The organism is Emcibacteraceae bacterium (assembly GCA_041396985.1).
Taxonomy (GTDB): Bacteria; Pseudomonadota; Alphaproteobacteria; order Sphingomonadales; family Emcibacteraceae; genus Pseudemcibacter.
Genome location: JAWKXO010000002.1, coordinates 83,264 through 108,239, shown reverse-complemented (window position 1 = coordinate 108,239; position 24,976 = coordinate 83,264). Strand labels below are relative to the sequence as shown.

At 43.6% G+C, this 24,976-nt stretch carries 24 protein-coding genes; 6 read left to right on the top strand and 18 right to left on the bottom strand.

Going from position 1 to position 24,976, the window contains the following annotated elements:
* Positions 1-111 precede the first annotated feature (111 nt).
* The gene (locus R3D86_05130; protein ID MEZ5757586.1) at positions 112-2,298 is read left to right on the top strand and encodes a primosomal protein N'; all 2,187 of its coding nucleotides are present in this window, start codon (positions 112-114) and stop codon (positions 2,296-2,298) included.
* Here R3D86_05130 and R3D86_05125 read toward each other — a convergent pair.
* Positions 2,295-4,016, bottom strand: coding sequence for a hypothetical protein (locus R3D86_05125; protein MEZ5757585.1), 1,722 nt, complete (start codon positions 4,014-4,016; stop codon positions 2,295-2,297). The two genes, R3D86_05130 and R3D86_05125, sit on opposite strands and share 4 nt — an antisense overlap.
* 381 nt (positions 4,017-4,397) lie before the next feature.
* Between R3D86_05125 and R3D86_05120 the strand changes: the two genes are divergently transcribed.
* The 5 genes from R3D86_05120 to R3D86_05100 are packed head-to-tail and all read left to right on the top strand — an operon-like array spanning position 4,398 to position 9,323.
* A complete protein-coding gene (locus tag R3D86_05120) occupies positions 4,398-4,982 on the top strand; it encodes a F0F1 ATP synthase subunit delta (protein MEZ5757584.1) in 585 nt (194 codons plus the stop codon).
* The gene (atpA, locus tag R3D86_05115; protein ID MEZ5757583.1) at positions 4,982-6,511 is read left to right on the top strand and encodes a F0F1 ATP synthase subunit alpha; all 1,530 of its coding nucleotides are present in this window, start codon (positions 4,982-4,984) and stop codon (positions 6,509-6,511) included. The genes R3D86_05120 and atpA overlap by 1 nt, the downstream gene beginning before the upstream one ends.
* Positions 6,512-6,545: 34 nt before the next feature.
* Positions 6,546-7,424 (top strand): F0F1 ATP synthase subunit gamma, encoded by an 879-nt coding sequence (locus R3D86_05110; protein ID MEZ5757582.1) that lies wholly within the window; start codon positions 6,546-6,548, stop codon positions 7,422-7,424.
* Between the two features lie 43 nt (positions 7,425-7,467).
* Positions 7,468-8,892, top strand: coding sequence for a F0F1 ATP synthase subunit beta (atpD, locus tag R3D86_05105; protein ID MEZ5757581.1), 1,425 nt, complete (start codon positions 7,468-7,470; stop codon positions 8,890-8,892).
* Positions 8,893-8,912: 20 nt separating this feature from the next.
* A complete protein-coding gene (locus R3D86_05100; GenBank protein MEZ5757580.1) occupies positions 8,913-9,323 on the top strand; it encodes a F0F1 ATP synthase subunit epsilon in 411 nt (136 codons plus the stop codon).
* 60 nt (positions 9,324-9,383) lie between these two features.
* On the opposite strand, the gene R3D86_05095 is transcribed toward R3D86_05100, so the two are convergent.
* From R3D86_05095 to R3D86_05015, 17 genes are all read right to left on the bottom strand, one after another.
* Positions 9,384-10,442, bottom strand: coding sequence for a CehA/McbA family metallohydrolase (locus tag R3D86_05095; protein MEZ5757579.1), 1,059 nt, complete (start codon positions 10,440-10,442; stop codon positions 9,384-9,386).
* On the bottom strand, positions 10,435-11,322 hold the full coding sequence (locus R3D86_05090) for a hypothetical protein (protein MEZ5757578.1): 888 nt from the start codon (positions 11,320-11,322) through the stop codon (positions 10,435-10,437). Before R3D86_05090 ends, R3D86_05095 begins: the two co-directional genes overlap by 8 nt.
* A gap of 1 nt (position 11,323) precedes the next feature.
* Positions 11,324-12,133: a hypothetical protein gene (locus R3D86_05085; GenBank protein ID MEZ5757577.1), complete on the bottom strand. Its 810-nt coding sequence runs from the start codon at positions 12,131-12,133 to the stop codon at positions 11,324-11,326.
* Positions 12,134-12,136: 3 nt separating this feature from the next.
* Positions 12,137-12,604 carry an RNA pyrophosphohydrolase gene (locus R3D86_05080; GenBank protein ID MEZ5757576.1) on the bottom strand — a complete coding sequence of 156 codons (468 nt, stop codon included), beginning with the start codon at positions 12,602-12,604 and terminating at the stop codon, positions 12,137-12,139.
* 10 nt (positions 12,605-12,614) lie between these two features.
* Positions 12,615-13,814: a divergent polysaccharide deacetylase family protein gene (locus R3D86_05075; GenBank protein ID MEZ5757575.1), complete on the bottom strand. Its 1,200-nt coding sequence runs from the start codon at positions 13,812-13,814 to the stop codon at positions 12,615-12,617.
* 52 nt (positions 13,815-13,866) lie between these two features.
* Positions 13,867-15,219, bottom strand: coding sequence for a S41 family peptidase (locus R3D86_05070; GenBank protein ID MEZ5757574.1), 1,353 nt, complete (start codon positions 15,217-15,219; stop codon positions 13,867-13,869).
* A gap of 17 nt (positions 15,220-15,236) precedes the next feature.
* A complete protein-coding gene (locus tag R3D86_05065; protein ID MEZ5757573.1) occupies positions 15,237-16,478 on the bottom strand; it encodes a peptidoglycan DD-metalloendopeptidase family protein in 1,242 nt (413 codons plus the stop codon).
* A 67-nt stretch (positions 16,479-16,545) separates the two neighbouring features.
* The gene (gene gpmI, locus R3D86_05060) at positions 16,546-18,102 is read right to left on the bottom strand and encodes a 2,3-bisphosphoglycerate-independent phosphoglycerate mutase (GenBank protein MEZ5757572.1); all 1,557 of its coding nucleotides are present in this window, start codon (positions 18,100-18,102) and stop codon (positions 16,546-16,548) included.
* Positions 18,103-18,174: 72 nt separating this feature from the next.
* Positions 18,175-18,633 carry a 23S rRNA (pseudouridine(1915)-N(3))-methyltransferase RlmH gene (gene rlmH, locus R3D86_05055; GenBank protein ID MEZ5757571.1) on the bottom strand — a complete coding sequence of 153 codons (459 nt, stop codon included), beginning with the start codon at positions 18,631-18,633 and terminating at the stop codon, positions 18,175-18,177.
* Positions 18,630-19,049, bottom strand: coding sequence for a ribosome silencing factor (gene rsfS, locus R3D86_05050; protein ID MEZ5757570.1), 420 nt, complete (start codon positions 19,047-19,049; stop codon positions 18,630-18,632). The genes rlmH and rsfS overlap by 4 nt, the downstream gene beginning before the upstream one ends.
* Positions 19,050-19,073: 24 nt before the next feature.
* Positions 19,074-19,658, bottom strand: coding sequence for a nicotinate-nucleotide adenylyltransferase (locus R3D86_05045; GenBank protein MEZ5757569.1), 585 nt, complete (start codon positions 19,656-19,658; stop codon positions 19,074-19,076).
* Positions 19,639-20,907, bottom strand: a complete 1,269-nt coding sequence (locus tag R3D86_05040) for a glutamate-5-semialdehyde dehydrogenase (GenBank protein ID MEZ5757568.1) — start codon at positions 20,905-20,907, stop codon at positions 19,639-19,641. The genes R3D86_05045 and R3D86_05040 overlap by 20 nt, the downstream gene beginning before the upstream one ends.
* Before the next feature lie 12 nt (positions 20,908-20,919).
* Positions 20,920-22,083: a glutamate 5-kinase gene (gene proB, locus R3D86_05035; protein MEZ5757567.1), complete on the bottom strand. Its 1,164-nt coding sequence runs from the start codon at positions 22,081-22,083 to the stop codon at positions 20,920-20,922.
* Positions 22,046-23,116, bottom strand: a complete 1,071-nt coding sequence (gene obgE, locus R3D86_05030) for a GTPase ObgE (protein MEZ5757566.1) — start codon at positions 23,114-23,116, stop codon at positions 22,046-22,048. Before obgE ends, proB begins: the two co-directional genes overlap by 38 nt.
* Before the next feature lie 113 nt (positions 23,117-23,229).
* Positions 23,230-23,487: a 50S ribosomal protein L27 gene (gene rpmA / locus R3D86_05025; protein MEZ5757565.1), complete on the bottom strand. Its 258-nt coding sequence runs from the start codon at positions 23,485-23,487 to the stop codon at positions 23,230-23,232.
* A 2-nt stretch (positions 23,488-23,489) separates the two neighbouring features.
* Entirely contained in the window at positions 23,490-23,984 is a 495-nt protein-coding gene (rplU, locus tag R3D86_05020) for a 50S ribosomal protein L21 (GenBank protein MEZ5757564.1), read from the bottom strand.
* Between the two features lie 171 nt (positions 23,985-24,155).
* Entirely contained in the window at positions 24,156-24,914 is a 759-nt protein-coding gene (locus R3D86_05015; protein MEZ5757563.1) for a helix-turn-helix domain-containing protein, read from the bottom strand.
* Positions 24,915-24,976 lie beyond the last annotated feature (62 nt).

The window sequence follows — 24,976 nt, the reverse complement described above, 5'->3', positions numbered from 1 at the left end:
GCTTTTTCCTTATGCTTGATTGATTTTATCTTTGTGCCTGTATTTCACCTTTTGTGCAAGGGTATATTAAGATAATGTAACCCATAATATTTAATTGTTAAGGTTTAAACGTTGCCCGATCTTTTTCCAGATAAGCGGATTCAAATTCTCCTTCCCTTACCCCTAAGCGGCGTGCTGGACTATCTTGCAGATGAAAATCTGAACCTTAGGGAAGGTGATTTTGTCATCGTTCCATTATCAGGTCGGGAGCTTCAGGGTGTGGTCTGGGAAATGAACCCGGAGAGTTCTGATGTAGCGCATGAAAAATTAAAACATGTCATCAGAAAGTCGGAATTGCCGCCTTTACCAAACAGTTTGATGAAATTTGTTGCCTGGGTTGCTGGCTATACTTTATCCCCACTCGGGTCAGTTCTGAAAATGGCGCTCAGTGTTCCACGCAAATTTGATAAACCAAAAAAACAGACCTTTTACAGGCTTGCGACCGAGTTTCCTGAAAAAATAACCCCGGCGCGACAGCGTGTTATTGATGCCGCCATTTCGGATATGCCCATGTCGGTAAAATCATGGTGTGATATTGCTGCTGTGGGTGAAGGGGTGATTAGAGGGATGATTAAAGCGGGACTTTTCATTGCACAGGAAGTAAGTGGTGAGCAGGCTTTTATCAGGCCGGATACTGAACTGGAGCGGGCAATGTTGTCGGCGGATCAGCGAAAAGCGGCAGATCATATTATTTCCCAGCAAAGGAGCGAAAGCCATAAAGCCATTCTGCTTGAAGGGGTAACAGGCAGCGGTAAAACGGAAGTTTATTTTGAGGCGATTGCGGAAGCACTGAAAAATGATAAGGCACAGGTTCTGGTACTGGTGCCGGAAATATCATTAACGGCTCAGTGGCTGGAGCGGTTTAAGGATCGGTTCGGGGCCGAGCCCGTAATCTGGCATTCAGAAATGAGCCCGGCACAAAGACGGCGCGCATGGTGGGCCACAATCCGCGGTGAGGCCCGTGTTATTGTCGGGGCAAGGTCTGCTCTTTTTCTGCCCCTTCAGAATTTAAAGCTGGTGATTGTGGACGAGGAACATTCGCAGACTTTCAAACAGGATGAAGGGGTCATGTATAATGGTCGTGATATGGCTGTGGTTCGGGCGATGCAGGCTCAGTGTACGGTCATTCTGGCGTCTGCAACACCATCGCTGGAAACAATGATCAATGCGCAAAACGGAAAATATGACTGGCTTTATCTTGGCGAACGTCATGGCCCGGCCGAGCTTCCCGAAATGAGTGTTATTGATCTTCGCGAAAATAAGTTGAAAACAGGCTCGTGGATAAGCGATCCTTTATACTTGGCGCTTAAGGAAAATTATGAAAATGGTGAACAGTCCCTCCTTTATCTTAACCGGCGCGGCTATGCACCACTGACGCTATGTCGTGCCTGCGGGCATAGAATGGAATGCCCGCACTGCTCAGCCTGGCTGGTGGAGCACAGTAAATTTGACCGTCTTGAGTGCCATCATTGCGGCTTTAATATGAAAAAGCCGCATGCCTGCCCGAATTGTGAGAAAGAAGACAGTCTGGTGGCCGTTGGCCCTGGCGTTGAACGGGTGGCTGAGGAGCTTGCAAGGTTATTTCCCAGTGCGCGCTTTGCCATCATGTCCAGTGACGAAATCGACAGTCCAAAGGCATTAAAGGCTATAATTAAAAGAATTGAGAGGCATGAGGTTGATTTTATTGTCGGCACGCAGATTGTGACTAAAGGCTATCATTTCCCAATGCTTACTCTTGTGGGTGTTATTGATGCGGATCTTGGCATGTCCGGGGCGGACCCGCGGGCAGCGGAGCGCACGTGGCAGCAGCTTGAACAGGTGGCTGGCCGGGCCGGTCGTGCGGAACATGCCGGACGGGTTCTATTTCAGTCTTATCAGCCGGAGCACCCGGTTCTTAAGGCGCTGGTATCCGGTGATAAAGATTTATTTCTGGAACAGGAAGCGGCTTCCAGAGAAGCACAAAACCTGCCGCCCTTCGGTAAGCTGGCTTCACTGATTTTGTCAGGGCAGGATAAAAATAATGTGATTTTGATTGCCAAAAATCTGGCAAGATGTGCGCCGCAGGGAAAGAATATTACTATTCTTGGCCCAGTTCCGGCGCCACTCTCTTACTTACGGGGAAATTATCGCTACCGATTTTTGATTAAAGCAGATCATGAGGTTAATATTCAGAATGAAATAAGCCGCTGGCTCGCGAAAAATACTAAAAAGCATGGTGTTAAGATTCAGGTGGATATTGATCCCTACAGTTTTTACTAGAGCCCGAGATGCCCAAATAGATATTCGAGGGTTAGCACACGACTGAGCAGTGCAGCATCCCTGATTTCAGATATTTTAAAATACTGATCCATAAATGGGGTACCCGCTGGCAGGACACCTTTGATATAGCCAACGCTTAAGGTTTGAGGCAGGGAAAGTTCTGCCATTTTATGTTTGATCGCATAGCTTCTTTTTCTAAGCCAGGTCGGCCGGAAAATAGTCATATTATTTTTTAATTTTTTAATAAACGGTACTGGCTCATTAAACGGGTAGCCATAATCTGACTGGTAAGACGCCAGCGCCGGATTGATCCGATTAATAAGGTTTCCCTGAAATCGGCCATGGGTTTTATATTCTAGGGGCATTTTAAGCGCTGCCCCAATGGTTTCATAGCAGATAAATGGCGTCAGAAAACTGCTTAAGCGGTTATTGTTGCTATTATCTTTGGCCGTCCAGTAGCGTAGGCGAAAAGCGGGGTAAGCATATTCAAGCTCAGTCCTGCTCATTTGCTCATTCTTTAGACCAAGGGCATACATTATTTTGGTTTTTAACTGTTCCCGATACAGATCTTCAGAAAATGCCTCAGAACAAAAGTCATCAGTATAACGGGTATAAAAAACATCAATCAGCTGATCAACCGAATAGGACCAGTCAGGCAGATAGAAAAAATTTCTATAAATTTCACCGCCACCACCATTTAAAATAAGAGTTCCGTTTTCTGCCCGCTCCCGACGGGTTGCCATATTTGCTCCAAAATCAAATATGCCTTCGTTGGGAAACCCGTCTAGCGCATAAAAGTTATCTTTTAAGACTTCACCATATTCTTCAGGATCAGGTTTTGGATATTTGGCCTTGTTTATATGCTTTATGGAAAAACCTTCTCCATTGGCAATGGTCTGAGCCACTTTTACATCCTGACTGTCATCTGCTCCATAAACATAGACCTCCGGGGTAATGCCCGCGTTTCTTGCCAGAGATAACAAAAGCCTTGAATCATATCCGCCTGAAAGGGCGGTGGCGATTTTAGGACCATATGATGAAACCACATAATTCATCTGACTTTGCAAAAGCGAACTGTGTTCATCCAAAAGATCCTCATATGTGGACGCTGTCCTTTCAAAATTTACGGGGATATTTTTTTTAATTGACTTGATGCCATCGGCGCAAAATTCAAAATAGCATAAACTGTCCGCCATTTTTATTTCATTGATGGGTGTTGTCTCGCCGTAAGTTGTTTCCTGAAAACAATATTCATAAATGCCCTGTTTATCTATGCTTAAACGTGAGGCACTTTCCGCCAGAGCAAGAAAAGAAGAACTCCATATCGAACGGTCAGAATTATGAAATATGCGTGAGCCGCCAAGAGGATCGGTCACAATAAATAACCGTCCGTTCTTTTTAATAATTATGGTAAAGATGCCCAGAAACGAATGGGGCGAATAAGCTGCCGGATCAAAGTCATTTAAAAAAAGATCAAGGGCCGCTTTACCATTTTTTTCCTTATAAAAAAAACATCCGGATGAGGCACAAAAATCCCCTTTTTCATTTTCGATGAAATTAACAACCGGAGAGATAATTTTTTCATAAATCAGCAGGGAATAAGAATCAGCTTTGATCAATCGCGGGTTTTTTGAGCCCTGTGCCGCCAGGCAACGGGTGATGGCTTTTTGTCTCTTATCATCGACCTTATCTCGTTTGAATATAACGAAATCACCCATAAAGTTTATCTTTCCTAAAGCTTTCTTCTTTTTGATCTGAATTTATCATGTTTGGCCAATGCATTATAGCCAGTTCACTTAACATGGTAATTTCAGGTTTCTATGAGAATATGTCCTAAAAGGATAAATTATATATGAATCTAACCGAATTTATCTGTGAAAGAATGAAAAAATTTAATTCGGACAAATTGCCTTCTTGCAGTATGATAAACACTGTGCTAGGTATCGCCCGACAATTGATAATATATGACGGTTTTTCGGTCCTTGAAATTTGTCTAAAACCAGACTTTTAAAAGGAAAAATCCGTTAGATATTATTTATTTTTATTAGAAGAATGATTCTGGGTGTGAATTGTTCGGGAACAAAAAGGAAGACATAGACGTGTCATCTGAAATTGCAGATAAAATTGCTTCAGAAAAATTATCGTTATCCGGTCTGGCGGGACGCTATGCCGTTGCGTTATTTGAACTGGCAGAAGAGAAGAAAAAACTGGACAGCGTGGCAGAAGAGCTTGCCTCCCTTGAAGCATTGCTAAAAGAAAGCAAAGAGCTTCAATTGCTGACGACAAGTCCTGTTGTTTCCCGTGCCAATCAGGCATCTGCAATGGCCGCCATGGTGAAAGCGGCAGGTTTTTCAAAAACGGTTGAAAATTTTATAGGTGTTGTTGTCGCTAATCGCCGTCTTGATCAGCTGGCGAATATCATAAATGTATTTAACAGAATAGTCAGTCATCACCGTGGTGAAGTAAATGCTTCTGTGGTGACAGCACATAAACTGGACAAAAAACAGCTTGATGCGTTAAGTGCCAAGCTAAAATCAATGGTGGGAAGTGATGTAAATGTGGAAACCAAAGTCGATGAAACCCTGCTTGGTGGCATGGTGGTTCGTATTGGTTCCCGTATGATTGATTCATCACTTAAAACAAAACTTGCTAATCTTGAAGCAACAATGAAAGAGGTTGGATAATGGACATCCGTGCAGCGGAAATTTCCAAGATTTTGAAAGAACAGATTGCTAATTTCGGTGACGAAGCAGAAGTATCTGAAGTGGGTAAAGTTCTTTCAGTTGGTGACGGTATCGCCCGTGTATATGGTCTGGACAATGTGCAGGCTGGTGAAATGGTTGAATTCCCGGGCAATGTCCGCGGGATGGCTTTGAACCTTGAAGCTGATAACGTAGGTGTTGTTATTTTCGGTTCTGACCGCGATATTAAAGAAGGCGATACAGTTAAACGTCTTGGTACAATCGTGGACGTTCCGGTAGGTAAAGGGTTGCTGGGCCGCGTAGTAGACGCACTGGGTAATCCGATTGACGGAAAAGGTCCTCTTAAAGATGTTACCCGCCAACGTGTGGAAGTAAAAGCACCAGGCATTATCCCGCGTAAATCAGTGCATGAGCCGGTTCAAACAGGCCTTAAAGCGATTGATGCCCTAGTGCCAGTGGGTCGTGGACAGCGTGAGCTGATCATCGGTGACCGTCAAACAGGTAAAACCGCTGTAGCGATTGATGCTTTCCTTAATCAGAAAGAAATTAATGCCGGCGATGATGAAAGCAAAAAACTTTACTGTATTTATGTTGCGGTTGGACAGAAACGTTCAACAGTAGCACAAATTGTTAAAACGCTCGAAGACCGCGGTGCTATGGAATATTCCATTGTTGTGGCTGCGACAGCTTCTGAGCCAGCCCCGCTTCAGTTCCTTGCCCCTTATACAGGAACGGCAATGGGTGAATTTTTCCGTGATAACTCAATGCATGCACTCATTGTACATGATGATCTTTCAAAACAGGCTGTGGCTTATCGTCAGATGTCACTGCTTCTTCGTCGTCCTCCTGGACGTGAAGCTTATCCTGGTGACGTTTTCTATCTTCACTCACGTCTTCTTGAACGTGCGGCGAAAATGGGTGATGCTGCCGGTAACGGGTCACTCACAGCACTTCCTGTCATTGAAACACAGGCCGGTGACGTGTCAGCCTATATTCCGACAAACGTGATTTCGATCACAGACGGTCAGATCTTCCTGGAAACAGAATTGTTCTATCAGGGTATTCGTCCTGCGATTAACGTGGGTCTGTCCGTGTCCCGTGTGGGATCATCAGCTCAGGTTAAAGCGATGAAGCAGGTATCCGGTACTATTAAACTTGAACTTGCCCAATACCGTGAAATGGCCGCTTTTGCCCAGTTTGGTTCAGACCTTGATGCGTCAACTCAACAGCTTCTTAACCGTGGTGCCCGTCTGACAGAACTTCTGAAACAGGCACAATATTCACCTATGTCAGTTGCTGAACAGGTTGTATCCATTTTCTCAGGTGTGAATGGCTATCTTGATAAAATTGCGGTGGATAATGTTACCCGCTTTGAAGCAGCTCTGATTTCAGAAATGCATGCAAATCATAAGGATGTAATGGATACCATTACCAAAGAAGCAAAAGTTTCTGATGAAACATCAACGAAACTGAAAGACATTATCGGCAAATTTGCAGGTAATTTCGTATAAGCTTAAGTAATTGGACAAAATAGGATAAGTCAGAATGGCTAACCTCAAAGACCTCAGAAACCGAATTGCAAGTGTGACTTCCACTCAGAAGATCACCAAAGCGATGAAAATGGTTTCTGCATCAAAGCTTAAAAGAGCTCAGGAAGCGGCGGAAGCGGCGCGACCATATGCCGAGCGTATGGAAAATGTGCTTTCATCGCTGGCTTCAAGCATGAAGGGCCAGACAGGCGGTCCTGCACTTCTTGCTGGCACCGGCAGCGATCAGAGACATCTGGTGGTGGTAGCAACGTCTGAACGCGGCCTATGCGGTGGCTTTAATACAAATATCGTTAAAGCGGCAAAAGCAAAAATTCATAGTCTGATCAGAGACGGCAAGGATGTAACAATTGTTACGATCGGTAAAAAGGGCCGTGCCGTACTTAGGCGTGAGTTTGCCAATAAAATGATTGAGCATTTTGATCTTTCTCATGTCAAGAACCTGAGATTTGATGATGCAACCCCAATTTCAACCTGGCTTATTGAAAAATATGAAGCCGGTGAATTTGATGTCTGTACTTTGTTTTTTGCCAAATTTGTCAATGTTCTTACCCAGGAAGTAACCCCATTACAATTGATACCGGCTTCAATCAATGAAGAGAGCGGTACTGATCTTGGCGGGGCCAGTTATGAGTATGAACCTGACGAGAAAGACATTCTTGAGGAACTGCTGCCACGCAATATTGCCGTGCAGTTGTTCCGTGCTTTACTTGAAAATGCCGCCAGCGAGCAGGGCTCACGTATGACAGCGATGGATAACGCGACCCGTAATGCCGGTGAAATGATAGACAGTCTACGGACAACTTATAACCGTTCACGTCAGGCTGTGATTACTAATGAACTGATTGAAATTATTTCGGGCGCGGAAGCGCTTTAAGATTGATTGAAGCGGGCAAGGGCCCCGGGAGTTAAAAATAATTATGACAACAGAAAATAAAGGCTACGTAGCGCAGGTTATCGGTGCGGTTGTTGACGTCAAATTTGACGGTGATCTGCCAGCGATTTTATCGGCTCTTGAGGTTGATAACCAAGGCAACAGACTGGTTCTCGAAGTTGCTCAGCATCTTGGTGAAAATACAGTGCGTACTATTGCGATGGACACAACAGATGGTCTTGTTCGTGGTATGGAAGTAAAAGACACCGGCGCTCAGATTTCTGTGCCCGTGGGTCCAAAAACCCTTGGCCGGATCATGAATGTTATTGGGGAACCGATTGATGAACGCGGCCCAATTGGGAACACTGATTTTGCGCCAATTCATGCGGATGCTCCGGAATTTATTGATCAGTCAACTGAATCAGAAATCCTTGTAACCGGCATTAAAGTTGTTGATTTGCTGGCACCATATGCAAAAGGCGGTAAAATTGGTCTGTTCGGTGGTGCGGGTGTTGGTAAAACAGTGCTTATTATGGAACTGATTAACAATATTGCGATTGGTGCGGGTGGTTATTCTGTGTTTGCCGGTGTTGGTGAACGTACTCGTGAAGGGAATGACCTTTACCATGAAATGATTGAAAGTAAAGTTATCGATCTTGAAGGCGATGGCTCAAAAGTGGCGTTGGTTTACGGTCAAATGAACGAGCCCCCAGGGGCGCGTGCCCGTGTGGCGCTTACTGGTCTGACTGTTGCGGAATATTTCCGTGACGTTGAAAACCAGGACGTGCTTTTCTTCGTTGATAACATCTTCCGCTTTACACAGGCTGGTGCAGAGGTGTCAGCGCTTCTCGGCCGTATTCCTTCTGCTGTGGGATATCAGCCTACTCTGGCGACCGATATGGGTACATTGCAGGAGCGTATTACATCAACAAGTAAAGGTTCGATTACATCTGTGCAGGCGATTTACGTGCCTGCTGACGACTTGACCGACCCTGCCCCTGCGGCTTCATTTGCCCACTTGGATGCGACGACCGTTCTTAACCGTGCGATTTCAGAAAAAGGTATTTATCCTGCTGTGGACCCGCTTGATTCAACATCACGTATTCTGACAGCTGAAATTGTTGGCGAAGAACATTATAATGTTGCCCGTGAGGTACAGGAAATCCTGCAAAAATATAAATCACTTCAGGATATTATCGCAATTCTTGGTATGGACGAACTTTCAGAAGATGACAAGCTTGTGGTATCACGCGCCCGTAAAGTAGAGCGCTTTATGTCACAGCCCTTCCATGTTGCTGAGGTTTTCACCAACATGCCCGGTAAGTTTGTTGAGCTTGAAGAAACAATTCGCAGCTTTAAAGAAATCATCAATGGTGATCATGACGATCTTCCTGAAGCAGCCTTCCTCATGGTTGGCGGTATCGATGAAGTTGTTGAAAAAGCCAAGAAAATGGCAGCAGCTGCTGCATAAATAAAGAGGACCTTACGGGTATGGCCGATAAACTTCATTTTGAACTGGTTTCTCCCGCCAGATTACTTAAATCAGCGGAAGTTGATATGGTTGTAGTGCCGGGAACTGAAGGTGATTTTGGTGTACTGCCGTTGCATGCACCTGTTGTTTCAACCTTACGTACTGGTATTATTGAAGTTCATGACGCGGGTAGCGTGGAAAAGCTCCTTGTTGTTGGCGGTTTTGCGGAAGTAAATCCTGCCGGTCTGACAATTCTGGCTGAAACGGCTATGCCACTTGCTGAAGTCGATAAAGCTCATTATGAAGCAGAACTTAAAAACTTTCAGGAAGATGTCCAGGATGCTAAAGATGCTGAGGCGAAGGCGCGCGCTGAAAAAGCGCGGGACCGTGTTGCTTCAATTATCGAAGTGCTGGATCGTGAAGCCGCATAGTTTCTTATACGAAATTTGAATTGAAACCCCGTTAGAATTTTCTGACGGGGTTTTTTTATATTAAGGTTTTGGGTTAAAGACTGGCTGGGTCCAGGCATAATATTCTTCATAGCCACCTTCATAAATAGGACGCGTATAGGTAATTTTTGCGCGCAGATAGGTCATAGGTTCCGTGACTTTATATTCTGCCTTTAGGCCCTTTGTTGTTTTGAGCACCTTACCGTCAGGACCAATAAAGTCTATTTTATACCCTTCCTGTGAGAGCTTTATAAAATTTCCTCTCAGGATTGTGGATGTGAGTGCTTTAGCAGTCATTTCAGGATCAACTGAAACAGAATAATGATCAGGGCTGCTTTTTACAGACTTGAGATATACACCACTGCTAGCATAGAAATCACCCTTTAACATAGCATTTGTCATGGATTCAGCGCTTAATTCATCTGCACTCACCATGACCCAGCCTCTGCCTGGGTTTGAATGATTCATTGAAAGTGTCTGAAAATGATGGGCATCATCTGATGAAACACCATAAATACGCATGCCCTTGCTTAACAATACATCCCACATTTCTTCTGTTGAAATATGTGTTTCATTACCAAAGTTGTGAACATCATTATGACCATTATAAAGCTCAAACATATAAAGATCATGTACGCCGTAAATATCATTGGCATCAATTGCATATTCAAAGTTTGGATGATTCAAAATGGTTGTCCCGCCTTTTTCAATCGTACCGTCGACATGATGCTGGATCGCTTCCGTTGTTGTCGAATTTCTATCTGTATTCCATTGAACCAAGCCTTCAATATTCATGGATGTTGAATGAACCACATGATGGTCATCCGTCACTTCTTCACCGGGGATTAAAATGAAATCTTTCCGCCTATTTTCCGGAAGATTAATCGTTGCCGGATCAATAAAATGATTATGTTCACTCAGGATCAGAAAATTATAATCCCTGTCCAGATACCATTTTGCCACCTCATCAGGGGATGTATCTGCATGACCGCTTAAAGTCGTGTGAACATGTGTATTGCCTTTATACCACTGATCAGCATAAACGTTTGATGATATTGATAAGCTTCCAAATAAAATTGAAAATAATATTTTTTTATTCATCAGAGATCCCTTCAACTGAACTGGTTTTATAACATTCGCCACCACAATGACGATAAAATGATGCACATTGTGAACATGTTGCTGAAAGCGGTAAGGTAATGATGGGGGCCAGAATGAAAATGTGAATGTAAGACATGGTGGAAAGCATTTTACCTGAATAGAAGAGATCAATGCCCAGAAGCCACTGATAAAGATACACTGCCAGCAAGCTAAGAAAAACCGTCGGGACAAAAATCGCCATAAAACTTAAAAACATTCTGAAAGTACTTCTTTCGGTTAAACGCCATGAAGTCATAAAACCAATTTTTTTGCCAATCGTTCTGGCACTGATTGCCAAGCTGAAGCGCAGAAAAAAGACATATGTTATAAGCCCGACAACAAAAGTAATCATAATAAAACGGGTAAATTCTGTATCTGTTAATTCCAGAAAATCAGAAACACTGCTGTCCAAATTCAGATAACTGATCAGCATGGCAAGAGCGGCGATGAGCAAAATAACAAGAATTGCAAAAACTCCGATCAGAAATAATACTTTTGACAAAAGGACATAACTTCTTGTCAAAATTGGCCAAATTTTACGACGAAGTAAATGTTCCGGTCCCAGCAAATATAGCCGGTACCAAAGAATAATACACGGAATAGACCATAAATAAGTCGTTACGATATAAAGCATGAATGAAAGATTATAACCCTTGGGCACCAATTCGTCAGAGGATCTGGGCAAAAAGAATGGATCAAAAGAACCAAGAAGGCCAAAGAAAGTAAAGGGAAGAAAAGCCATGAAAGAAATTAAAATATGGTTTCTTATATACCGCCACAGATTGGAATAAGCATCTTTAAGAGATGTGGCTAAACAAAGTATGGCTTTTTCATCCTTCATTTTAAACCTGAATATCCATGTGGGGTTTGTTCTTTGGTACGAGATAATTATATATTTGTACCCCGGCGCTGAGCAGAACTATGTTAGGCAAAAGCAATAACGGAAATAACAGAAAATCAGTAATAACAACAGCATTCTGTGAAAGGCTTAGATTATTGACAAATATCAGTGCCACAGTTGACGGAAATAAAGCTGGAATAAAACTGAAAAGGCCTATCAGGATCAATTCTCTGTTATTGTCGCGGGTATAATAATAGGCGGATTTCATCGGCAATGTTTGCTCATTTATTGCAATACTGATAAATGTTGGTTGTAGACGCATATTAATCAGTAACATCACAATCAGTATTATTAAATTTGCTGCGGCACCGGTAAGTGCTGATCTTCCTGGGCCGAGAAGCTCATTAACCACAGAAACAATAACGCCGATAATGAGTGAGATTGTAACCAAAGCAATAAAAAGAATACCAAAAAGAGCAAGCAAATATGCAACCGTACTGGTTGAAAGGGAAAAGAGCTTGTCCGGGGTTATTTTAAGCACATTTTCATTGCCCAGTGTAAATAATCTATAAAAATATATATTGGTAATAGCGAGTATTAGCAGGCTGATAAGAACATAAGCAGCTATGGTGAAATAGCTGACCGTTGCTGTTTCTGCCGTTGGCATAGTCAGAAACTGTGAAATCAGATAAATAGGAACTGCCAACAGATATGAAAATATTATGAGTGACTTAATATTTGTATAAATGGTGAGATAGGCATTTTTCAATATATCCATCACCGGAAGTAATTTGTTTTTATCATCCTGCATAACTTATTCCGTAAGATAAGAGAATTCTTCAGAAAGTATTCTGTATATTTCTTTTTTAAAAGGGACGATCATATCTTCCAGACTATTTATTTCTGCCCATTTCCAGGTTGAAAATTCAGGTTTTTCTGTTTCAATATTAATATCATCATCACTGCCAAGATAACGCATTACATACCATTTCATGGTTTGTCCGCCATAACGTCCCTTCCAGACTTTACCGTAAAGCTCATCCGGCAAATCATAGGTTAGCCAGCTTCCATATTCAGCAATAATTTCCGCATTTTTAATGCCGGTTTCTTCTTCCAGTTCGCGTATTGCTGCTTCCAACGGGTCTTCACCATCATCAATTCCACCCTGGGGCATCTGCCATGCTTCGACATCTGTGTCTATGCGTTTGGCAACAAACACTTTTCCTTCACTATTAAGAAGCATGATGCCTGCGCATCGACGGTAAGGTAGCTTTTTGTCCATAATCACCAGTTTATTTGATCGGTTGTCGGTTTGCAATTGCCGTAATTGGCACCAGCTGGATGCCATTTTGATCCAGCGTTTCTGCCCATGCGGCTATTTCTCTGATTGTCAGTGGGGTTGCACGGGCCAGTCCCAATGCGGTTCCAAAAGTTCGGGCCGTTTTTTCAAGCTCAGCCAACTGACGTTTAATTTCATCCGGTGAAATAACATTATCAATAAAACGGTCATTCATAGCCCGTGGCATATTGATTTGACGAGCGAGCCGTGCGGCCATACTGAACCTTGTTGAACGGCTGTCAATAAACATCAGGCCCCGGCTATTCAAGTCATTCAGGATTGGCATCATCCCTTCTTCGGACGCCGTGAATTTGGATCCCATATGATTAACAACGCCTACGTAACCAGCCACCTGAGATAAAAGCCAGTCCAGCCGTTTCAGATTATCCGTTTCGCTTAAATTTGTTAACAGTGAGTGCGGGCCGGGGTCATTATCAGGATAATTGAGAGGCTCCGTTGGCAGCATCAGAATGCCTTCATGACCCTTGGCCCGCGCTTTATCCATCCAGTCCTGCAGGTTCCGACCATAAGGTGAAAAGGCCATATCAATCTGACCGGGTAAATCATCTATAGCGGCATTACTGCTTTTTGAATTCAAGCCAATATCCGTAATCAGAATGGCAATTCTAGGGGCATCTTCCGGGCCGGTATAGGGTCTGGCATATTCTTTCCAGGCAACCAGTCCGTCCGGTCCCAGGACAGGCAGGAGCCCATTATCACCTTTAACAAGAAGATTTACATTTGGCGCCTTTTTTAACGGCTCCTGGGTATCGATCAATGTCTGATGCTGCACGCTGATCTGTTGTTCAGGAACTTTTAATGAGGAGGCTTGTGGCGTGTTATTGACTAAGTCCTGTCTGACAGGTTCTGCGGGTTCCTGACTATTTACCGTTTCCTCAGGCGAAGTGTCAGCTTCTGCAGCATCAGATGTTTGTTCCGGCATTTCGGTTGCGACGGCGATATGTGTATTTTCTTCTTCAGCATGTTCAGATATCGTCGCGGGCATTTCATTAATGTCTGCCGCTGGCTCATCAGAAAAATAAACCCAAAGAATAATAAGGGCCATAACCAGCAAAACCAGACCCCACGCAAGATAGAGCGGGTTAAGGACCTTCTGTCTCGTCGCTGTTTTTAGTTCTGGTTCACTGGCCATATTATTTTCTCTAAACGAATGCTGTTTAGTTTATTTCACCGGCAAAATACCTTTAATTATTCCGGGCAATTGACATGCCACGAATTAGATTTAAGGCAAAATTAAGCTGATAATCATCCTGAGCGGTGGTCAGCTTCTGAGGCACTTTCTTATCTTGCTTGGCTTCATCACCTGATCCTTCGTCAGTTGCGGCATTTTCATCATTCTCAGTCGTTGCCGACTGTTCATCGTCTGCATCGTCATTTTTATCAGCATTGGGATTTGCCAGACTTCCACGAAGGCTGGCTTCTGTCCGCTGATCACCTAGTTCATCCGGCTTATCGAGGCGAAGCTGTTCAACCACAACGTCCGGTGTAATGCCCTCACCCTGAATGGAGTTTCCGGAAGGTGTAAAATAATAAGCGGTCGTCATGCTCATGGCACCGTTGGTTGGGAGTGGCATAACAGTTTGAACCGATCCTTTACCGAAAGACTGCGTTCCAACAATAACGGCTCTTTCATGATCCTGAAGGGCGCCTGCGACAATTTCCGATGCGGATGCAGAGCCACCATTGATCAGGACTACCAAAGCTTTATGATCAATGCTGTCACCGGATTTTGCATTATAGCGGATGATTTTTTCATCATTTCTTGTTCTTGTTGAGACAATTTCACCGCGCTCGAGAAATGTGTCAGATACATCTACAGCCTGATCCAGAATACCACCGGGATTGTTTCTCAGATCAAGAACGATTCCTTGCAGATTATCACCAAGCTCGTCTTTGATTTCTTTTATGGCGTCACGCAGACCACTGGTTGTTTTCTTTGTGAAGGATGAAATTCTGATATAGCCGATTTCATCTTCAATATGGTGTCGAACGGACTGGACCTCAATAATGGCCCGCTTGAGGGTCAGCTCAATTAAATCCTTCTCACCTTTTCTGACAATAGTAACATCGATATCTGTGCCGACTTTGCCGCGCATTTTATCGACAGCCTCATTTAAGGTAAGACCGTTTATCTGTTCACCATTAATTTTGGTAATATAGTCACCAGCCTTGATGCCAGCACGAGACGCAGGTGTATCATCCATAGGTGACACCACAAGGATAACGCCTTTGTCCATGGTAACTTCAATACCCAATCCCCCAAATTCACCATCCATCTGGACATTCATATTCTCAAAACGTTTGGAATTTAAATATGTTGAATGGGGATCCAATGAGGTTAGCATACCATTGATCGCTGCCTCAATAAGCTCTTCGTCATCCACATCTTTGACATAGTCACGGCGGATATTTTCAAACACAGTGGCAAATAGATTCAACTGGTTATAAGTATCTGTTTTGGCGGCATTTGAAGGGGCTATAAATGACACACATACCAAGCCAAATGCAAATGCAGTCATTTTAAATATTTGTTTCATCACTAAATACCTTTCTATCACTTTCCACCCCGGTCCATGGCTACGATCCATGGTAACGGGTTAATTGGCTTTCCTTTCAGCCTTAATTCCACATAAAGTTTCTGCCGGGAATTTGACTGACCTGTATCTGAGGACATTTGACCTATAGGTTCCCCTTTTAATACCCATTGTCCTACTATACCATTAATATTTTCCATACCGGCCAACAAAGTATGATACCCTTCTCCATGGGAGATGATCAAGAGCTGTCCGTATGATCTGAACTTTCCGGCATAAACAATCCGCCCTTCATGTGGTGCAATGACTGTGGCGCCGGCCAATGTATCAACAACAATTCCTTTTGACCGTTGCCCCGTGGAAAGCATTTGATCATAAATCTGATCAATTGACCCACGAACAGGAAGCGGGAGACTTCCTTTTGCGCTGGCAAAATCCGAGCCGTCAGGCATTGGGATACTGGCAAATGAAGGTTCATTACTTGATGTGGCCGGTTTGTCTCTCAGTGCTTCTTCTGCGCGCTTTGCCGCTTCTTCGCGAAGGGCTATTTCCCGCTCAATTTTGCTCAATAGATCTTGAAGATCTTTTGCATTTTCAGCAAAGGTTTTTAATTTGTCACGTTCCTGCTTTGTTGAAAGTTCAAGATTTTTTTGCCGTTCCACTCTTTTTTTCAGCAGCACATCAATTTCGTTATTTGAAATCACCAGTTTTGTAAGATCATTTTTAAGTTCAATATTTTCCTGCGTTATGTCATCCCTGACTTTGTTGAGATCAGATAAATCATCTTCAATAATGCTTGCTCTGCTTTTGAGATCTGGCAATATCACTTTCAGCAAAGCTGTTGTGCGTAAAGTATTGATGGCTTCGTTAGGGCGAAAGGCCACGACACTTGTTCGCTGTATGCTCAGTCGTTCCATGGCGCCTAAAGTTGAAGCCATTTCAAAATTTTTCTGTTGCAGGTTTTTTTCCAGTTCAATTTCTTTCATCCGAAGCTCTTTAAGGTTAGCTTCTCTTGCAAAAATCTGATCCTCGGTGGCCTGGATCTCAGCAGCGGATTTTATCAATTGTTCTTGTATTTTCTGTACTTCCCGTCTAATAGCGAGCGCTTCTTCCTCATAAGTTTTTGCTTTTTCTGAGCTTTCTTCAATCTGCTTTCGCAACTGATCAAGACGTTCGCTATTTTCTTCTTTGTCGCTGCGAATTTGTGAAAAGGCTGGTTGGGCAAACGTAACAAAAGTCACCATAACGCAGAGCAAAAGCACTAGCGCTTTATCCTGTTGACGACTATTTATTTTATAACGTTTGTTTTGAATAATATTTTGCTCACATTTAAATCTTGATCAGACTACGCCCGCTCATGGATTTGGGCTGATCAAGATGCATCAGGGTTAATATGGTTGGGGCAACGTCACACAAAGCGCCATTTTCCAATGTAACTTTATGTCCGGAGACACGGTTTGCACCAACCAGAATAAAGGGCACCAGATTTGTTGTATGCGCAGTATGCGGTGCACCGGTATCCGGGTCTTTCATCAGTTCAATATTACCGTGGTCTGCGGTAACAAGCATTGAACCGCCGACTTCGGCAAGCGCGTCCCTTAGCCGTCCCAAGCTGTTATCAATTGTCTCAACGGCTTTAATGGCGGCGTTCAGCACGCCAGTGTGGCCGACCATATCGGGATTGGCATAATTCACGACTATCAGGTCATATTTTTTTGATCGGATGGCTTCAACCAGCTTATCAGTGACCTCAGGGGCGGACATCTCAGGTTTAAGATCATATGTGGCAACATCAGGAGAAGGGACCAAAATTCTGTCTTCCCCGTCATAAAGGTCTTCATTGCCACCATTAAAGAAGAAGGTCACATGGGCAAATTTCTCGGTTTCAGCAATGCGAAGCTGCTTCAGATGATGGTCCGAAACGATTTCACCCAATGTTTCTTTTAAGGGTTCTGATGGAAACAGGCATTCCATATAAGGGCTTAGTGCATCTGAATATTTTGTCATACCGAGTGCTGCACTTAATTTGATTTTTGATGACTTTTCAAAGCCACTGAAGGTGGGATCAATAAATGTAGCCATTATTTCTCTGGCGCGGTCAGCACGGAAGTTGGCCATCAGTATGGCATCATCATCACGCATCTCTGAGTAATTGCCAATTATCGTCGGTTCGATAAATTCATCGGTCAGGTTTGCTTCATAGGCTTTATTAACAGCATCTTCTGCGCTTATTGCCTTTTGACCTTGGGCTGAACTGATCGCATTATATGCTTTAACCACTCGGTCCCATCGGTTGTCACGGTCCATGGCATAATATCTGCCGCTGACGGTCGCGATTCTAACATTTTTTAAGTCTGCAATATCGTTTTCAAATTTTTTAATAAATTCGAGCGCACTTTTTGGCGGGACGTCACGACCATCGGTAAAAGCGTGTATGGCGACGGGAATGCCTCCACGGTTATATTCCCGGGCAAGAGCGACCATATGATCCTGATGACTGTGGACTCCGCCGGGCGAAAGCAGCCCTAGCAGATGGCATGTTCCTCCATTTTTCTTTAATATTTCAATCGACTTCTGCAGACAGGGGATATTTTTTAATTCATCCTTTGCAATTGTTTCATCAATTTTTGGAAGATCCTGCATGACAACACGTCCGCCGCCGATATTCATGTGACCAACTTCGGAATTTCCCATTTGTCCGTCAGGTAGCCCGACAGAAAGACCGGATGTTTGGAGATGCGAGACAGGGCACTCCCTAATCATGGCGTCATAATTAGGGGTATTTGCCAATTTAATCGCATTATTTTCTGTTTGATCCCGCGATCCCCATCCATCGAGGATACAGAGCATTACAGGTTTGGTCGGATTTATGTCTGTTTTTGTCATGATTTCCATTATACAACTAATTAATTTTAAAGAAAAATATAAAGATGTTTTGTTAATGCAGTATGAATATTTCTAGTCTTTATGATAGGGATGTCCGGCAAGTATGGTTGAGGCTCGATAAAGCTGTTCACAAAGCATTGCCCTGACCATCAGATGGGGCCAGGTCATTATCCCAAATGATATCAACATGTCGGCGCGATTTTTAACGCGGTCATCATAGCCCTCAGCGCCACCGATTAAAAAAACAAGGTTTGAAATGCCCTGATCCTGCCAGTCACGGATTTTAAATGCAAAATCCGTGCTGCGCATCTCCCTGCCACGTTCATCAAGAGCAATAACCATGGCATTATCCGGGATAGCTTTTAGAATTAAATCGCCTTCCCTGACCATCCGCTCCGTCCCTGTAATTGGTCGTCTTTCTTCAACTTCGGTGATATCCACTTTCCAGGGGCAGCGTTTCAGATAGGTGTTGACCAAATCACTTTCAGGGCTTTTTTTAAGTCGCCCTACAGCAATTATGCCAATATTCATTCTGTATCTGTACCGGTCGAAGCAGACAACATTTTTTCAGGTGTAAAATCTGCTGCCCACATTTTTTCCAGATTATAGAAGCTTCTGACTTCCGGTCGGAATATATGGACAATAACATTGCCAGCATCAAGCAGCACCCAGTCGGCCTTTTCCATGCCTTCCAGTTTACAGCCATCAGCAGTAGCATGCTTGAGCTTTCGGTATAAATGATCGGCAATCGCGGCCACCTGACGTGTGGAACGGCCTGATGCAATTATCATCGAATCGGCGATGCTTGTTTTTCCGGTAAGATCAATATTGATGATATCTTCTGCTTTATCGTCTTCCAGTGAATTGATAACCAATTGCTGAAGCTCTGCCGCGTTGAGCGGCGCCGTCGGACCAGAAGAGTCCTCTAACTCGGATGTGTCTTGCACTTTAAAGTATGTAACCTCTTGTTATTACTTAATATTACGTCTTATTTCTGTTGATGACATGGGATTATCACTTAATTCATAATAAATCCATGCCGGTGGCTTTAATCTATGTAATATGTGCGCCTCATCTTTTTCGATGCGGAACTTAGCCAGTTCCTTTGCCGCAATACTCATCAAACTCTCTTTAGAATAACTTGGACGATTAAAAATCGCAAATGGAACTGTATCGGCAATCTTCCGCCAATCTTTCCATTTATCAAATTGTATAAGGTTATCTGCTCCCATCAGCCAGACAAAATGATGGTCGGGCCACATTTTTTTCATCTTTTCCAAAGTATCAATAGTATATCGGGTATTGAAATTCTTTTCCATGTCACTGACGATAATCCTTTCATCAGTAACAATATCCCGGGCAGAAGCAAACCGTACTTCAAATGGGGCCATTTCACTTTCCGCTTTTAGCGGATTTCCGGGGGAAACCAGCCACCACACGAAATCGAGTTTCAGAAACTCAAGCGCTGCCAGACTGATTTCCAGATGCCCTTCATGAGCGGGATTAAAGGAACCGCCGAGCAGGCCAATTTTCGGGTTATGGCCGGATCTGACCATTGCCCCTCACCTGATATTTATAACTTGTAAGCTGTTCAAGTCCGACGGGGCCTCTTGCGTGCATTTTTCCGGTTGATATGCCGATTTCCGCACCCATTCCAAACTCGCCACCATCGGCATATTGTGTTGAAGCATTATGCATGACGATGGCGCTGTCGACTTCGTTTAGGAATTTTTCTGCGGTTTTGATATTTTCCGTAATGATGCTGTCAGTATGGTTTGAGCCATATTTTGCAATATGATCAATAGCTCCCTGTACGCCATCGACGATACGTACCGAGATGATCGCATCCAGATATTCTGTGCCCCAGTCTTCCTCAGTAGCTTCCCTGGAGTCCTTAAAGGCAGCGACGACATCTTTATCACCACGGATTTCGCAACCTTTCTCATGAAGGGCTGTTAAAATTGGCAACAGGTGACTTCCTACAACTTTTTTGTCGATAAGAAGAGTTTCTGCCGAGCCGCATATGCCGGTTCTGCGCATTTTGGCATTCACACTGATGGATACTGCCTTTTCCAGATCAGCATCCCCGTCAATATAGACATGGCAGATACCGTCTAGGTGAGCCATGACGGGAACCCTGCTTTCATTCTGCACTCTTTCAATAAGCGATTTGCCGCCACGTGGGACGATAATATCGACATATTCAGATAATTTAAGCAGCTCACCGACGGCAGCGCGGTCCTGGGTCGGGATCAGCTGGATTGCTTCTTCAGGCAAGCCTGCTTTTTTAAGACCTTTAACCAGACAGGAATGGATCATCCGGCTTGAATGGGCGCTTTCACTTCCACATCGTAAAATGGATGCATTGCCGGATTTCAGGCAAAGAGTACCGGCATCTGCTGTTACATTGGGCCGGGACTCAAAAATAATACCGATCACACCAAGGGGAACCCGAACCTGCGATATTTTAAGTCCGTTTGGACGCACTTTTTCGCTTAAAATGTCTCCGATAGGGTCTTTTAAATCTATGATATCTTCAATACTTTTGGCAACAGCTTCGATCCGCGCTTCATCAAGCATAAGACGATCCAGCATTGCCCCGGCCAGCCCGCGACCAACGGCTATATCCATATCCTTTTTATTTGCGGCAATAATTTCGTTCTTTGCTTTACGGATTTCAGCCGCCGCCGCTTTAAGAGCGTCATTTTTTTGTTTGGTGGTTGCCAGGGCCAATATTTCTGAAGCACGCTTTGCTTTCTTGCCAATTGACTGCATTAAGATTTTAATATCATTTTCATTTGTCATTACACATACCCTTTAACTCATAACCATATCGCTTCGGTGGATCAGTTCTTCCCGTCCGCCATAACCAAGTATTTTCTCAATTTCATTACTTTTTGCGCCAATTATTTTTTTTGCATCTTCAGATGAATATGCAACAAGCCCACGGGCAATTTCAACATTATTGGCACAGGTGATTTTGACTGTATCGCCGCGAACAAATTTGCCAACGACTTTGATTACACCGGCCGGAAGAAGGCTTTTGCCATTCTTAAGGGCTCTTTCAGCGCCTTCATCAATAACCAGTGTGCCGACGGGTGATAAGGCCCCAGCGATCCATTTTTTCTTAGATGCTAGTGAAGTGGTTGATGCCTTAAACCAGGTTCCGCGTCCATTAAGATTATAGTTTTTAATCGGATTATTAAGTTTACCATTAATAATCACCATATTGCAGCCACCCGTTGTTGCAATATTGGCGGCGGCTATTTTTGTAATCATACCACCGCTGCCAAATCCGGTAGAAACCGGTGCCCCTGCCATTTGCTCAATTTCAGGGGTAATCTCATTGACCTGTTCTATATATTTTGCGTCAGCATTTGAATTTGGATCTGCCGTATAAAGACCATCAATATCTGAAAGAAGATATAAAAGGTCTGCTTCACACATTGTTGCAACACGCGCTGCAAGGCGATCATTATCGCCAAAGCGCACTTCATCCGTAGCAACAGTATCATTTTCATTGATGACGGGTATGGCGCCGAGCTTTAATAGCCTTTTAATGGTCCCTCGGGCATTCAGATACTGTCCCCGGTCCTCTGTATTGCTATAGGTGAGCAGCACCTGTGCCACCTGGATATCGTGGTGTCGCAGTTTTTCCCTGAACGTTGCCGCAAGTTCGATCTGGCCTATAGCGGCGGCGGCCTGATTTTCCACCAGTTTCTTGCTCATTTTTAGGCCAAGAATTTTTCGCCCCAAAGCAATTGAGCCTGATGAGACAATAATAACATCTTTTCCCATGCCCTTTAGTTCGGCAATATCCTCGGCAATACTGGTCAGCCATTCAGAGCGGATTTTGCCGCTTTTCTGATCAACCAGCAAAGCAGACCCGATTTTAATAACAACCAAATGCATTTTTTCTAATATATTGATTCTGTTTTGCATTTTAAATTGGCGACCATGGTTCGGAAGATGTGTTAACATCACTTTCTTCCAGTTTTTCGTTTTCTGCATCTTGCTCGGCATTGCGGACTTCTTCAACATTTTTCAGAAGTGCCCTCAATATTTCTTTTACACCAAATCCGGTTGCTGCGGAAAGTGGCATTATAGGCGACTTCGTGACCTTTGAAAGCTCTTCAGTCAGCATGGCGGTAAGCTCTTCGTCCAGGGCGTCTACCTTGTTAAGGGCGATGATTTCTTTTTTGCTGCTTAAATCCTGCCCATATTGTTCAAGCTCATGCCGAATGGTCTTATAGGCAGTGACAATATCCTCTCCGGTTGCGTCAATGACATGTAAAATTGTCGCACAGCGTTCAATATGACCAAGAAAACGGTCACCCAGACCCTGTCCTCCGTGTGCGCCTTCAATGAGACCCGGAATGTCGGCGATTACAAATTCTTTATTATCCACATAGGCGACACCGAGCTGTGGTTTTAATGTGGTAAAGGGATAATTGGCGATCTTTGGTTTTGCCCGGCTTACGGCAGAAAGGAAAGTTGATTTCCCTGCGTTAGGCAGTCCGACAAGTCCGGTATCCGCCATCAGTTTGAGTTGCATCCAGATCCACATTTCTTCTGCGGGGCCGCCGTCAGTGGTCTGGCGGGGGGCCTGATTTACGGATGTTTTAAAGCTGGCATTGCCACGACCGCCTCTACCGCCTTCCAGCATGAGAACGGATTGACCGGCTTCGGTAAGGTCCGCGAGCATGACATCATTATTTTCATCAAAAATCTGCGTTCCAACGGGTATTTTCAGAATAATATCTTTGCCTTTGGCACCAGTTCTGTTTTGTCCCATTCCATGCATTCCCCGACCGGCTTTGAAATGCTGCTGGTACCTGTAATCAATAAGAGTATTAAGTCCCTCGACCGCTTCAATGATAATATGGCCACCTCTGCCACCATTTCCACCATCAGGTCCGCCAAATTCAATGCTTTTTTCATGGCGAAAACTCAGGCAGCCCACGCCACCTGCACCGGATTTGATATATATTTTACATTGATCGAGGAACTTCATAATTAATCCAATATTTATAAGACTATAGCCAAAAATTAAAGTATAAGCGTAAAAAAAGGAGAGTGATAGATCAATCTCCTTTTCCAATTCTCATATGGCTTTAAAATTAAATTTTAGGCGTCTGTATCGACAGTAACGAAGTTGCGTTTTAGTCGGCCTTTGTAAAATCTTATTTTGCCTTCTGTCAGAGCGAAAAGGGTATGATCTTTACCCATACCTACATTGTCTCCCGGGTAAACTTTAGTACCCCGTTGACGAACAATGATATTTCCCGGGATAACAGCCTCACCGCCGAATTTTTTAACACCAAGGCGGCGACCTGCTGAATCGCGACCGTTGCGGGAACTACCTCCAGCTTTCTTATGTGCCATTGTTATTTCTCCTTAGTTTTCGTTGCGGTTTTTTTAGTTGCCGGTTTCTTTGCAGCTGCTTTTTTAGGAGCCTCTTTTTTCTCAGCGGCTTTTTTAGGGGCTTCTTTTTTCTCTGCTGCCTTTTTCACTTCAGCTTTTGGCTCTTCTTTTTGGGCGGCGGCTTTAGGCGCTGCCTTTTTTGTTGCGCCACTACCAATATCTGTAATTCTTAACACAGTTTGTTCTTGTCTGTGTCCTGCTTTGCGGCGGTAATTTTGGCGTCGCTTTTTCTTAAATACAATAATTTTTCCAGCGCGGGCCTGCTCAAGAATTTCTGCTGTAACAACTGTGCCAGCTATTGCTGGGGTACCAACTTTTACGCCTTTGTCGTCACCGACCATCAGCACATTATCAAGTGATACTGTTGAACCTGCTTCACCTTCAAGTTTCTCAACTTTAATTACATCGCCGACTGCAACTTTATATTGTTTAGCGCCGGTTTTGATGACTGCAAACATAATCTGTTCCTATTTTATCTTCTGGTCATAGCCGGTAACGGACCTCGTCCATATTTTCTGACCGGTTTATGACGAATGTCATCTTTTATATGGTGGGACTCTGAATCCCACACTAAAAGTGGGCGAAATATAGCGTGCAAAGCGCGAGTGTCAAGGGTTTTTGTTATTATTTCATCCGCCAGAGGCGATTAATTTCAGCTCTTCTATATCAATAATTCTAACCAAAGGGCTGTTTTCCAGAGAAATTATATTGTCTTTAGCAAGAATAGTAAACTGACGACTGACTGTTTCAATGGTCAGACCAAGATAATCTGCAATATCAGCCCGGCTCATTGGCAGCAAAATGTGATTTTTTTTTATAAAATCCACTTTCGAAGTCCGGGCATTGATCGTCAGTAGAAAGGAACATAATCTTTCCTTCGCACTTTTCCGACCAAGAAGCAGCCTTTGTTCCTGCGTTTCCAGAAGTTCATGAATTGTTATGTCGAGTATTTTCTTGCCGAAAGCTGGAATTTCCTTGATTTTCTCTAAAATTACATTTCTCGGCATGCGACACAGATTAACGTCCGTAATGGTTTCTGCAGAATAATTATATCCGCTATTACAGGCTAACCCGAAATAATCACCAGGAAATAGGAAATCTATTACCTGCCGGCGTCCGTCACTAAGCATTTTTGATATTCGCACGCAACCGCTCTGGACGTTATAAAGATATTCTGCCAGTTCGCCTTCTGCACAAATAACCTGTTTAGACCTTTTGGAAATTTTAATTGATGCATCAGACAGGAGTTTGATCTCATTGCCATTTAATGCACTGCACATGGAAACAGTACGCCCGATGCATTTTTCGCAGAATGTCATATTGCATCTGACCACGGAGTTACCGTCCGCTTCATCATATGATAGATGACTTTCCTTTGTTAAATCCATACGCTACCCGGAGCCCCGTTTTTTTAAGTTATTAAATATTTTAATGAATATTTTAAATTTAT

Excerpts from the sequence above, each read along its gene's own strand:
- R3D86_05100 (MEZ5757580.1), top strand. The coding sequence starts at position 8,913 with ATGGCCGATAAACTTCATTTTGAACTGGTTTCTCCCGCCAGATTACTT.
- R3D86_05095 (MEZ5757579.1), bottom strand. The coding sequence starts at position 10,442 with ATGAATAAAAAAATATTATTTTCAATTTTATTTGGAAGCTTATCAATA.
- R3D86_05110 (MEZ5757582.1), top strand. The coding sequence starts at position 6,546 with ATGGCTAACCTCAAAGACCTCAGAAACCGAATTGCAAGTGTGACTTCC.
- R3D86_05080 (MEZ5757576.1), bottom strand. The coding sequence starts at position 12,604 with ATGGACAAAAAGCTACCTTACCGTCGATGCGCAGGCATCATGCTTCTT.
- obgE (MEZ5757566.1), bottom strand. The coding sequence starts at position 23,116 with ATGAAGTTCCTCGATCAATGTAAAATATATATCAAATCCGGTGCAGGT.
- rlmH (MEZ5757571.1), bottom strand. The coding sequence starts at position 18,633 with ATGAATATTGGCATAATTGCTGTAGGGCGACTTAAAAAAAGCCCTGAA.
- R3D86_05075 (MEZ5757575.1), bottom strand. The coding sequence starts at position 13,814 with ATGGCCAGTGAACCAGAACTAAAAACAGCGACGAGACAGAAGGTCCTT.
- R3D86_05125 (MEZ5757585.1), bottom strand. The coding sequence starts at position 4,016 with ATGGGTGATTTCGTTATATTCAAACGAGATAAGGTCGATGATAAGAGA.
- proB (MEZ5757567.1), bottom strand. The coding sequence starts at position 22,083 with ATGTTAACACATCTTCCGAACCATGGTCGCCAATTTAAAATGCAAAAC.
- atpD (MEZ5757581.1), top strand. The coding sequence starts at position 7,468 with ATGACAACAGAAAATAAAGGCTACGTAGCGCAGGTTATCGGTGCGGTT.
- R3D86_05045 (MEZ5757569.1), bottom strand. The coding sequence starts at position 19,658 with ATGGTCAGATCCGGCCATAACCCGAAAATTGGCCTGCTCGGCGGTTCC.
- R3D86_05040 (MEZ5757568.1), bottom strand. The coding sequence starts at position 20,907 with ATGACAAATGAAAATGATATTAAAATCTTAATGCAGTCAATTGGCAAG.
- R3D86_05015 (MEZ5757563.1), bottom strand. The coding sequence starts at position 24,914 with ATGGATTTAACAAAGGAAAGTCATCTATCATATGATGAAGCGGACGGT.
- rplU (MEZ5757564.1), bottom strand. The coding sequence starts at position 23,984 with ATGTTTGCAGTCATCAAAACCGGCGCTAAACAATATAAAGTTGCAGTC.
- R3D86_05085 (MEZ5757577.1), bottom strand. The coding sequence starts at position 12,133 with ATGCAGGATGATAAAAACAAATTACTTCCGGTGATGGATATATTGAAA.
- gpmI (MEZ5757572.1), bottom strand. The coding sequence starts at position 18,102 with ATGACAAAAACAGACATAAATCCGACCAAACCTGTAATGCTCTGTATC.
- R3D86_05090 (MEZ5757578.1), bottom strand. The coding sequence starts at position 11,322 with ATGAAGGATGAAAAAGCCATACTTTGTTTAGCCACATCTCTTAAAGAT.
- rpmA (MEZ5757565.1), bottom strand. The coding sequence starts at position 23,487 with ATGGCACATAAGAAAGCTGGAGGTAGTTCCCGCAACGGTCGCGATTCA.
- atpA (MEZ5757583.1), top strand. The coding sequence starts at position 4,982 with ATGGACATCCGTGCAGCGGAAATTTCCAAGATTTTGAAAGAACAGATT.
- R3D86_05070 (MEZ5757574.1), bottom strand. The coding sequence starts at position 15,219 with ATGAAACAAATATTTAAAATGACTGCATTTGCATTTGGCTTGGTATGT.